Annotated in this window: 9 protein-coding genes; 5 read left to right on the top strand and 4 right to left on the bottom strand. The window is 73.4% G+C overall.

All coding sequences use genetic code 11. The features are described from left to right. Positions 1-190: 190 nt before the first annotated feature. From AC1VWI_RS08425 to AC1VWI_RS08405, 5 genes are all read left to right on the top strand, one after another. Positions 191-865 (top strand): response regulator, encoded by a 675-nt coding sequence (locus AC1VWI_RS08425; RefSeq protein WP_499510320.1) that lies wholly within the window; start codon positions 191-193, stop codon positions 863-865. Then, on the top strand, positions 862-1923 hold the full coding sequence (locus AC1VWI_RS08420; protein ID WP_499510319.1) for a sensor histidine kinase: 1062 nt from the start codon (positions 862-864) through the stop codon (positions 1921-1923). Before AC1VWI_RS08425 ends, AC1VWI_RS08420 begins: the two co-directional genes overlap by 4 nt. 48 nt (positions 1924-1971) lie before the next feature. Further along, positions 1972-2604, top strand: coding sequence for a nucleoside/nucleotide kinase family protein (locus AC1VWI_RS08415; RefSeq protein WP_499510318.1), 633 nt, complete (start codon positions 1972-1974; stop codon positions 2602-2604). Between the two features lie 52 nt (positions 2605-2656). Continuing rightward, the gene (locus tag AC1VWI_RS08410; protein WP_499510317.1) at positions 2657-3679 is read left to right on the top strand and encodes a GNAT family N-acetyltransferase; all 1023 of its coding nucleotides are present in this window, start codon (positions 2657-2659) and stop codon (positions 3677-3679) included. A 252-nt stretch (positions 3680-3931) separates the two neighbouring features. Then, entirely contained in the window at positions 3932-4522 is a 591-nt protein-coding gene (locus tag AC1VWI_RS08405) for a lytic polysaccharide monooxygenase auxiliary activity family 9 protein (protein ID WP_499510316.1), read from the top strand. Here the strand turns inward: AC1VWI_RS08405 and AC1VWI_RS08400 are convergent. The 4 genes from AC1VWI_RS08400 to ltaE form a co-directional block, all read right to left on the bottom strand. Beyond that, the gene (locus AC1VWI_RS08400) at positions 4495-5391 is read right to left on the bottom strand and encodes an SDR family oxidoreductase (RefSeq protein WP_499510315.1); all 897 of its coding nucleotides are present in this window, start codon (positions 5389-5391) and stop codon (positions 4495-4497) included. The genes AC1VWI_RS08405 and AC1VWI_RS08400 overlap by 28 nt on opposite strands. Positions 5392-5484: 93 nt before the next feature. After that, positions 5485-6741: an RICIN domain-containing protein gene (locus AC1VWI_RS08395; RefSeq protein WP_499510314.1), complete on the bottom strand. Its 1257-nt coding sequence runs from the start codon at positions 6739-6741 to the stop codon at positions 5485-5487. 294 nt (positions 6742-7035) lie between these two features. Continuing rightward, positions 7036-7683, bottom strand: a complete 648-nt coding sequence (locus AC1VWI_RS08390; RefSeq protein ID WP_499510313.1) for a L,D-transpeptidase family protein — start codon at positions 7681-7683, stop codon at positions 7036-7038. A gap of 168 nt (positions 7684-7851) precedes the next feature. Then, positions 7852-8925, bottom strand: coding sequence for a low-specificity L-threonine aldolase (ltaE, locus tag AC1VWI_RS08385; RefSeq protein ID WP_499510312.1), 1074 nt, complete (start codon positions 8923-8925; stop codon positions 7852-7854). Positions 8926-9036: the final 111 nt, after the last annotated feature.

The following is a 9036-nucleotide window of genomic DNA, read 5'->3' as shown; positions in this document are numbered from 1 at the left end:
TCGGCGGACTGTTTGGTAGGCATTTCAAGCACTTGTCTTCCGCTTTCGAGGTTGCCCCTCCGGCCGGGCGAACGCATCCCCGTCGATCCGCAGAGGTCATCTGCGATTCCCCGCAGACGTGACTGCGGGTTTCCCGCAACACCGGCGGCGCGGGCTGCCCGCCGCGCGCGCCCGATCTAACGTGTGTGCTATGGACGTCCTCAGCCGCCCCGACGGCAGGCAGCCGCACCCGGCCATCTCGGTCGTACTCGCCGACGACCACCTGGTGGTGCGCGCGGGCATGCGGCTGCTGATGGCCGCCGACCCGGCCTTCGAGATCGTCGCCGAGACGTCCACCGTTCCGGAGACCCTGGAAGCCGTCCGGCGCCACCACCCGAGGGTGCTCGTCCTGGACCTGACCATGTCGGGCAGGTCCAGCCTGCCGACGATCCCGGCACTGCTGACCGAGTCGCCCAGGACGCGCATCCTGGTGCTGACCATGCAGGAGGACCCGGCGTTCGCCCGCGAGGCGCTGCGCACGGGGGCGGCCGGCTACCTGCTGAAGGAGGCCGCCGCCGAGGAACTGCTCGCCGCCGCCCACCAGGTCGCCGGTGGCGCCACCTATGTGCAGCCCTCGCTGGGGGCGCGGCTGGCGGTCGAGGACCTGGACCTGGCGGAACGGCATCACGAGGAGCCGCTCACCGACCGGGAGGCCCAGGTGCTGACCCTGCTGGCGCTGGGGCACACCAACCAGGAGATCGCCCGGCGCCTGTTCGTCTCCGTACGGACGGTGGAGACCCACCGGTCACGGCTGCGGGACAAGCTCGGCAAGGACAGCCGGGCAGAGTTGATCGCCGCGGCCAGAGAGCGCGGGCTGGTGGCATGACGCCGTCCGGCCCTGGAAGGACCGGGACGCGCCTGGCCCTGGAGGGGCTGGGCACCGGCCTCCTCGCGGCGGCGACCGTCATGGAGGTCACCGACCGCTCGCAGGGCTGGGAACTCGTCCTCGCCCTCGCGGCGGCCGTCTGTTACGTGCTGCTCACCCCCCTGGTGGCACCGCGGCAGCGGCTGTGGCTGGTGGTGGCCATCGCCTTCGCGCTCATGCTGACGGTGGCCGGGACGGTCCGCGTCGCCCAGCAGCCCTCGCTGAACGTCCTGCACGTGCTGCCGCTGCTGCTGGTCGCCTACGCGCTCTTCGCCGTCCGTTCCTCGGCGCGCCGGGACGCGAGGCTGCGCCGCGAGCGCGTCAGGGCCCGGCACGACGGCGAGGAGCGCGAGCGCCGCCGCTGGGCGCGTGAGCTGCACGACGACACCCTGCAGGAACTGGGGGCGGTCCAGGTGGTGCTGTCCACCGCCGCCGCGGACGGGCGGCCGGAGGCCATGCGGGAGGCCATCGACCAGGCACGCGGCCTCGTCGGCAACCAGATCGCCTCGCTGCGGCACCTGATCGTCGACCTGCGCCCTGTGGTGCTGGACGAGCTGGGGCTGCGCCCGGCGCTGCAGGCGCTGTGCCGGCGCTCCTTCGAGACGTACGGCATCCGCACCGAGCTGCGGCTCGGCGCGCACGCGGACACCGTCGGCGGCCTGCTCACCGCCGAGACGCAGGCGCAGATGTACCGGATCGTCCAGGAGGCGATCACCAACGCCGTGAAGCACGCCGAGCCGACCCGCGTCGTGGTCAGCCTGGAGAGCGACCAGCGCTCCGTGCACGTGACGATCACCGACAACGGGCACGGCATGGCCGCGGCGACCGCCGCGGGCCGCGGCACCTTCCGCGCCGCGGAGCCGCCGTCGCCGCAGACCCGGGGCATGGGCCTGTCCGCGATGCGTGAGCGCGCCGAGCTCATCGACGCCCGGCTCGCCGTGCGCAGCGCCCCGGGCGAGGGCACGACCGTCGACCTGCGGGTGCCCTGCGAGCCGCGCGGGGTGCCCGGCGAGGAGTGAACACGGGCCGCCTGCGCGGGCGGGGACCTCGACCGGCAGTATGGGGGCGTGCGACTGACGCCTGTGACCTGGGAACGGCTGACCGAGGCCGTCGTGGACCGCGTGCTGGAGCTGAAGCCCGACGACGGCGGCGAGCGTCCCAGGGTCGCGGTCGACGGGGCCCCGGCCACACGCCCGGACGTGCTGGGGGAGGCGCTGGCGCAGGCGCTGCGGCTCAGGGGCCGGCCGGTCGTCCGGGTGCCGGCGCAGACCTTCTGGCGGCCCGCCTCGCAGCGCTACGAAACGGGGCGCCACGACTTTGACGCCTACTACGAGCGCTGGCTGGACACCGGGGCCCTGTGGCGGGAGGTCTTCGACCCGATCGCGCCCGGAGGCACCGGGCGGGTGCTGCCCTCGTTGCGGGACCCGGTGACCGACCGTGCGACGCGGGCCGGGTACGAGGAACTCCCGCCCGGGGGAGTGCTGTTGCTGGAGGGCGCGCTCCTGCAGGGCTACGGCTTCCCCTTCGACCTCTGCGTCCACCTGCGGATGTCGGGGGCGGCCCTGGCCCGCCGCACACCGGAGGAAGAACGCTGGACGCTCCCGGCGTACGCCCGCTACGAGCAGGAGACGGCGCCCGGGGAGACCGCGGACGTCCTGGTGCACACCGACGACCCGCGGCACCCGGCCTGGACCGGGTGACCCGGCGGCCCTTGCCGCCGTACCGCCGTGACCGTTAGCGTCGCGGACCACCATGACTGTCGCCATCGCTCCGCTGACCACCGAGCACGTCCCCGAGGCAGCGGCCCTCCTCGACCGCTGGCACGCCAGGGCCCGCAAGGCGCTGCCCCACCAGTCCGGCCGGACCACCGCGCCGCCGCCGGGTGAGGAGCTGCTGGGCAAGATCCTGGCCGAGCCGGGCGTGGAGGCCGTCCTCGCCCGGGGCGGTGACGGGGCGCTCACCGGCTACCTCGCCGCGACCCCGCTCGACCTCGCGGAGGACGACCGGGCGGGCTTGCGCGCCCATCCGCGCTCCGCGCTGGTCTCGTACGGAGGGCACGCGCTGCGCGGCGGCCGGGACGGGGTGCGGGAGGACGTGCTGCGCGGGATGTACGCGGCGGTGGCCGCGCGCCTGGTCGCGGAGCGCCGGCCGGTGCACTACGTGGACCTGCCCGCCGACGAGGCGGTCGCCTCGGCCTGGTTCCGCACCGGCTTCGGTCTGGAGCGGGTGCGGGGCCTGATGGCGGTGCGCCCGCGCGGGCGGCAGCCGCGCGGTGTGGACGCGCTGTCGGTGCGCCGCGCGGGGCCCGGCGACCTGGACCGGATCGGGCGGATGGCGGTGGAGGCGGCACGCGCGGACCGCGGGACGGCGGTGTTCCGGCCGCAGCCCGAGGGGGCATTGGCGAGGCTGCGGACGCACTACGCACCCGCCCTGGCCGATGCGCGCTGCGGGGCGTGGGTCGCCGCCCGCAGGGGCGAGGAGATCGGCATGGTGGTGCTGACACCGGCGGCCCCGGGCCCCGTCGTGCCCGACGGGTGCGTGGAACTGGCCGAGGCGTACGTGACCCAGGCCGCGCGGGGCGAGGGCATCAGCCGGGTGCTGCTCGCGACGGCGCTGGCGTGGGCGTACGACAGCGGCTACCGGCACATCACGGCCAGCTGGCCGGCGCTTTCGCCGGTGTCGGCGGCGCACTGGCCGCAGGTGGGCTTCCGGCCGGTGGCGTACCGGCTGCAACGGGTGCTGGACCCACGCCTGTGCGGGACACCACAACGTTGACAAGTTTGAGTGGCACGGAGCACTCCTCTTTCACTGTTAAACTAGTTTCAGATCGCCCGGCGGACCCAGGAGCGTCCGCGGCGAACCCCCAGCTGCCCCGGCCAGATCCCCCCGTCCTGGCCGGGGCTTTCCCTTTGGTTTTGGTCTAGACATGACCAACTCATGGGAGTACCTTCGCTGTTGGTCTAGACCTAGTGCCTGCGGGCTGCGCACTGCTCTCAGAACTCCCCCACGTTCTCCGAGGAGCGAAGCATGCACAGGAAATTCGGCGCCGCCGTCGTCGGCCTGGGCCTCGTCGGGCTGTCCGTGCTCGGCACCGGCAGCGCCTGGAGCCACGGCTACACCGACGCCCCCATCAGCCGTCAGAAGCTCTGCGCCAACGGCACCGTGACCAACTGCGGCGACATCCAGTGGGAGCCGCAGAGCGTCGAGGGCCCCAAGGGCTTCCCGTCCTCCGGCCCGTCCGACGGCACCCTCTGTGCCGGCGGCAACAGCCGGTTCGCCCAGCTCGACAACCCGCGCGGCGGCACCGGCTGGCCCACCACGAAAGTGACGTCCGGTCAGAACTACAGCTTCCGCTGGCAGTTCACCGCCTCGCACGCCACCAGCGACTTCACGTACTACATCACCAAGCAGGGCTTCGACCCCAGCCGGCCGCTCACCCGCTCCGCGCTGACCCTGACACCGTTCCTGACCGTCAACTACAACGGCGCCCGGCCGCCCGCCACCGTCACCCACCAGGGCACCATGCCCAGCAGGACCGGACGGCACATCATCCTGGCCGTCTGGTCCGTGGCGGACACCGGCAACGCCTTCTACGCCTGCTCCGACGTGCAGTTCTGACCCTCCGGAGCGGGCCGGCTGCCGAGCAGCCGCTCCCGTACGGCGTCGGCGGCACCGCCGCCGGCGCCCGACCGCTCCGTGCCGCCCACGCCGCCCGTGCCGCCGGTGCGGGCGGCACGGACCCGTGTCCCGCCGTCCACCACCAGCTCGGCGCCGGTGATCCAGGCCGCCTCGTCGGAGGCGAGCCAGCGCACGGCCCGGGCCACGTCGCCGGGTTCGCCGATCCGTCCCATCGGCAGCCCGGCGGCGATCGCGCGCTCGGCGTCCTGCCACACGAAGCGCGCCATCTCGGTGCGCACCAGGCCGGGGGAGACCGCGTTGACCCGCACCGCCGGGCCGAGTTCGCCCGCGAGCTGCGCCGTCAGGTGCAGCAGCGCCGCCTTGCTGGTGCCGTAGGCACCGACGTTCGGTCCGACGTGCCCGGCCCCCTCGGTGCAGACGTTGACCACCGCGCCGCCGTGCTCGCGCATCCAGGCCCGCCACGCCAGCTGGGTCAGCCGCAGGGGCGCCTCGACGTTGACCGCGAACGCGGCCCGCCACCGGTCCGGGTCGGCCTCCACGAGCGGCCCGTACGGGAGGTTGGTGGCGGCGTTGTTGACCAGGACGTCCAGGCCGCCGAGCGCGCGCACCGCGAGCGCCACGCACTGCGCGAGGTGGCCGGGGTCGGCGACCGTCCCGGCCAGGCTGGCCACGGTGTGCCCGGCGGCGCGCAGCCGCCCGGCCGCCGCCTCCAGCCGGACCGGGTCGCGGGCGGTCAGCAGGACGCGCGCGCCCGCGGCGGCCAGTTCCGCGGCGACGGCCAGCCCGATCCCGCCGGACGCGCCGGTGACCAGCGCCGTGCGTCCGGCGAGGGGGAGGGGTTCCGTCATGGGGTGACACTGCCATGACGGGCCATCAGTTGCCAGGGCGCCGACGACCCGAGGTCAGGGGCGCGGCGGTCAGGGGGCCACGGGGTCAGGGGGTCAAGGGGTCAGCGTCCACTTCTGGTTGGCGCCGCCGGTGCAGGTCCACAACTGGAGCCGGGTGCCGTTGGCGGAGTTGTTGCCGGTGACGTCCAGGCACTTGTTCGCCTGCGGGTTGACGATGTCGCGCGCACCGGAGAGGACCCACTTCTGGTTGGTGCCGCCGCCGCAGTCCCACAGCTGCAGCTGGGAACCGTCGGCGGTGCCGAAGTCCTTGACGTCCAGGCACTTGCCCAGGGCGCGCAGGGTGCCGTCGGAGGCCGTGGTCCACTGCTGGGCGGCGGTGCCGTTGCAGTCGTAGAGCTGGACGGGGGTGCCGTTGGCGGGGTTGGCCCCGGCGACGTCGACGCACTTGCCGGCCAGACCCGTGATGCGGCCCGTCGAGCCGCCCCCGCCCCCGCTGTCGGAGGTGGTGACGCGGACGTAGTCGACGACCAACTGCTGCGGGAAGGCGGTGCTGCCGTCGGGGTCGCCCGGCCAGTAGCCGCCCACCGCGAGGTTGAGGATGACGAAGAACGGCTTGTTGAACACCCACGGGCGGCCGCCGAGGTCGGCCGGGGTGCGCCGCTGGTAGACGGTGCCGTCGACGGACCAGCTGATGGCGTCCGGGCTCCAGTCGACGGCGAAGGTGTGGAACGCGTCGGCGAAGGCCTGGCCGCCCGGCAGGGTGTAGCCCGCCCCGATGCCGCCGGAGCCGAAGTAGTCCGGGCCGTGGATCGTGCCGTGGACGGTGCCGGGCTCGAAGCCGACGTTCTCCATGATGTCGATCTCGCCGCTGGCGGGCCAGCCGACGTTGCCGATGTCGTTGCCCAGCATCCAGAACGCGGGCCACATGCCCTGGCCGCGCGGGATCTTCATCCGGGTCTCGACGTGGCCGTAGGTGGTGGTGAAGCGGCCCGAGGTGTTGAGCCGGGCGGAGGTGTACTGGCAACTGCCGTACCAGCACTGGTAACCGGCGGGGTTCTCCTTGCGGGCGGTGATGACGAGGTGGCCCTGGCCGTCGAGGGCCGCGTTGCGGTTCCCTGCGGTGTAGTACTGCCGTTCGTGGTTGTTGACGTTGTCACCGGTCTCGATCTGCCACTTGCCGCCGTCGACGGCGCTGCCGGCCGCGCCGTCGAACTCGTCGGCGAAGGTGGTGACCGCGGCGGTGGCGGCGGGGGCCGCGGGGAGGGGCCGGTCGGTGGGGCCGGTGGTGGTGAGGGCGGCGAGGGCGAGGAGTCCGGCGGCGGCGGCGGTGAGCAGGCCGCGGGCGCGCACGCGTCGGCGCGGGCGGGGGCGTGGGGGGAGTGCCTTCACAGGGGCGCTGCCTTTCGGGGGCGGTCGTGGGGGGTGACGGACGGAAGGCCGGGCGCGCTAGTCATGCACCTGACATTTCTTGAACCCTCGTGCGTGGGGGCACGGGATTCCCGTCCGTATGAGTTCAAGACTTAGTTCACGCCGTGATTGAACTGCCGCCCCCAGGCGCCGTCAAGAGGTCTGGACCAAGAAGGGCGGGCGGGCCCGTGCGGAGCCCCGCCCGGTCCCGCCCGCCCCTGCCGGCGCCGCGGCGCGTCACGTGCCGGGCTTGCGCCCGTACACGTACACGTCGTCACCGTTCTTCAGCAGGCTCCAGTACTTCTTGGCGTCCCCGCTGCGCATGTTCACGCAGCCGTGCGACCCCGGCGGCGACCACACGCTGCCCGCGATCGAGTGGAACGCCTGCCCGCCGTCGAAGAACTGGCTGTAGGGCATGGCCACGTTGTACAACGTCGACCAGTGGTCCTTGTGGCGCCAGTAGATCTTCTTGGCACCGGTGCGCGTCTCGTAGCCGTTGCGGCCCGTCCGCACCGGGACCGGCCCGAACTTCAGCTTCTTGCCGTCCTGTATCCAGCTCAGCTGCCGCGTGAGGTCCACGCACGCGATCCGCCCCTTGTTCGTGGGGCACTTGCCGGCCTTGTTGGGATTGCTGCCCGCGGCCTTCTGGGCGTTCATGATCTTCATGACGCCCCAGGTCACCGGGCCCGCGTAGCCGATGTTCGGGGATATCCCGTTCTTCGTCTGGAAGGCGCGTATCGCCTTGCAGTCGGCCGCCGACTGCTTCCCGTCCACCGGCCGCCCCAGGAACTTCTCCACTTGCTTCTGGTACGGCCCCTTGCTCGTCGTGCACGACGATGCGGCCTGCGCCGAGCCGCCCCCCGCCACGACCGGTGTCACGGCCATCACCGCCACCGCGAGGGCGGCCCCCGCCCGACGTCCCGCTGACGCTCCCGCTCTCATCGCTTCCCCTTCCCCGTTGAGGCCGTCGCGCGACGACCTCACCCCCTAGGACACGCGGGAGGCACCGGAGGTTGCGGAACGACCGCTACGAGAAAGGGAGATGGCGGGCCGTCAGCCGCGCGCGGCGCCGTCCAGGGCCTCGCGGACGATGCGTACGGCCTCTTCCGTGTCGGCGCGCGACACGTCCAGGTGGAAGACGAAGCGCAGCCGTCCGGGATAGCCGGCGCAGTGCAGCCCGCGCCGCGCGAGGCGCTCCTGCACCTCCTCGGCGGACAGCCCCGGCGCCGGCTCGGCGAAGACCATGTTGGTCTGGGAGTCGCCCACGACCAGACCGGGCACGTCCTTGATCCCCTCCGCGAACAGCGCCGCGTTCGCGTGGTCCTCGGCGAGCCGCGCCACCTGGTGCTCCAGCGCGTACAGGGCGCCCGCCGCGATGATGCCCGCCTGCCGCATCCCGCCGCCGAGCGCCTTGCGCCAGCGCAGCGCCCGCGCCACGAACTCCCGGCTGCCCAGCAGAGCGGAGCCGACCGGTGCGCCCAGGCCCTTGCTGAAGCAGACCGAGACGCTGTCGAAGTGGCCGGCGATCAGCCGCGCCTGCTCGTACGGGTCGCCGCCCGCGGCGACCGCCGCGTTGAACAGCCGGGCCCCGTCCAGGTGCGTGGCCAGCCCGTGCTCACGCGCCAGCCCGGTCGCGGCCCGCAGGTAGTCCGTGGGGACGACCCGGCCGCCGATGGTGTTCTCCAGGCACAGCAGCCTGGTGCGCGGGAAGTGCGGGTCGTCGGGCTTGACCGCGGCCGCGATGTCGGCCGGGTCCAGCGTCCCGTCCTCCCGGTGCGGCAGCGGCTGCGGCTGGATCCCGCCGAGCACGGCACCGCCGCCGCCCTCCCAGCGGTACACGTGGGCCGACTGCCCGGCGATGTACTCGTCACCGCGGCCGCAGTGCGTCAGCAGCGCGCACAGGTTGCTCTGCGTCCCGGACGAGACGAACAGCGCGGCCTCGAAGCCGAGCCGCTCCGCGATCCGGTCCTGGAGGGCGCCCACGGTGGGGTCGTCGGCGAAGACGTCGTCGCCCACCTCGGCCTCCGCCATGGCGCGGCGCATGTCCGCGCCGGGCCGCGTGACGGTGTCGCTTCGCAGGTCGATGGCCCGTCCGGGCTGCTCATCGGTGACATCAGTGATCGGCATGCGTTCACCCTGCCATGCCCGCCCTTCGGTAGGATCGTCGGGTGAATTGCTACTGGCACGTCGTCCTTCCGCCGCTGTGCGCCTGACCGGGCGCACTCACTGACGACTCGG

The organism is Streptomyces sp. TOM-9 (genome assembly GCF_056858595.1).
The sequence above is the reverse complement of the archived record's forward strand: the minus strand, read 5'-3'. Positions and strand labels throughout refer to the sequence as shown.

Excerpts from the sequence above, each read along its gene's own strand:
- AC1VWI_RS08425 (WP_499510320.1), top strand. The coding sequence starts at position 191 with ATGGACGTCCTCAGCCGCCCCGACGGCAGGCAGCCGCACCCGGCCATC.
- AC1VWI_RS08420 (WP_499510319.1), top strand. The coding sequence starts at position 862 with ATGACGCCGTCCGGCCCTGGAAGGACCGGGACGCGCCTGGCCCTGGAG.
- AC1VWI_RS08405 (WP_499510316.1), top strand. The coding sequence starts at position 3,932 with ATGCACAGGAAATTCGGCGCCGCCGTCGTCGGCCTGGGCCTCGTCGGG.
- AC1VWI_RS08390 (WP_499510313.1), bottom strand. The coding sequence starts at position 7,683 with ATGGCCGTGACACCGGTCGTGGCGGGGGGCGGCTCGGCGCAGGCCGCA.
- ltaE (WP_499510312.1), bottom strand. The coding sequence starts at position 8,925 with ATGCCGATCACTGATGTCACCGATGAGCAGCCCGGACGGGCCATCGAC.
- AC1VWI_RS08400 (WP_499510315.1), bottom strand. The coding sequence starts at position 5,391 with ATGACGGAACCCCTCCCCCTCGCCGGACGCACGGCGCTGGTCACCGGC.
- AC1VWI_RS08410 (WP_499510317.1), top strand. The coding sequence starts at position 2,657 with ATGACTGTCGCCATCGCTCCGCTGACCACCGAGCACGTCCCCGAGGCA.